Raw genomic sequence first — 1,212 nt, 5'->3', positions numbered from 1 at the left:
GTTTTTGAGCAACAGCTTGCCTGAGATTCAAAGGTGGCTACTTTTAGCTGCGCTCATTTTTTAGTCTAAACTACAGTGAGTTAAGACTTGAAGAAAATATCCTCAATTTAGTCACCGAAAATACGTTCCTATTATTAGATATAGGATTTTATCACTTTAAGTTTTGGTTAAAATTAATCGAGCAAGAAGTTAACTTTATTACTAGAATAAAGAAAGGAGCAGCAATCAAAGTAGAGCAAGTGTTTACAGATAGTTATGGACTGCGAGACCGTAAGATACGTCTAGGGTCTGGAACAAAGAGAACTCCGTTTATTACTTTAGGTTTGATTGAAGTTCGTTGAGGAAAAGCCGGGTATTCGTATTTAACCAGTGTCTGAAAACCGGAGATATTACCCCCTTATGTCGTTGCAGATTTATATCGACGACGTTGGCGGATTGAACAGGAATTTAATCTAGTAAAAAAGCTATTAGATTTAAGCTATTTATGGACAGGTTCAATCAATGGGATTAAATTAAAAATTTGGGAAGCTTGGTTATTTTATGCAATTTTAGTAGACTTAGGTGATGCAGTAGCCGATGAACTAGCTATACCTTTTGATCGGATTTCTTTAGAAATGATTTATCGCGGTCTTTATCATTTTACGATGGCTCATCATAAAGGTAAAGCAACCGATCCAGTTAATATTTTCCTGCCCACGAAAATCGCGATTTAGGAATTATTAAACAGGAGCGAAAACCAAATGTTAAGTTAATCGTCGCCCCTTTTCCTGAAAAGCAACGAGGTTCTGACCAATTCTTTTTCAAGAATTCTCCAAAAACCTCTTGACAAAAAACTTACAGCCTTAACTTGTCACCAATGCCTGTGGGGGGGTAGACATTCTTGGCACTACAAGAGTCAAAATCCCGATTTTCGTGAGAATGAAACCGCCCTGGGGTGGGGGCGGGCATTCTTGGCACCGCCCCTACAAAATCCCGATTTTCGTGAGAATGAAACAGCCCTGCCCCAGAAGGGAGTCGCTGTAATGGATAGAGGATTTTCAAGTTCTGAACGAGTTAAAGCATTACCTAAAAAAGAAAATTTATATTTTATCTTGCGAAACAAAAATAATATAGTCTCAATATCAAGGAAAATAGAAGGGTGCATCTCACTTTTGCAAATATATGAAAAAGGGCTAAAATGAAAAAGCTAGTAAAACTGTGAAAAAAGATGAG

Annotated in this window: 1 pseudogene; it reads left to right on the top strand. The window is 37.4% G+C overall.

Annotated elements, in window-relative coordinates:
* Window positions 1–89 precede the first annotated feature (89 nt).
* Window positions 90–826: pseudogene (locus QUB44_RS30955) on the top strand (transposase); the annotation flags it as partial.
* Window positions 827–1,212 lie beyond the last annotated feature (386 nt).

This window comes from Microcoleus sp. AT3-D2, assembly GCF_036705715.1.
Classification (GTDB): Bacteria; Cyanobacteriota; Cyanobacteriia; order Cyanobacteriales; family Microcoleaceae; genus Microcoleus.
This window is presented reverse-complemented; position numbering and strand designations above follow the sequence as displayed.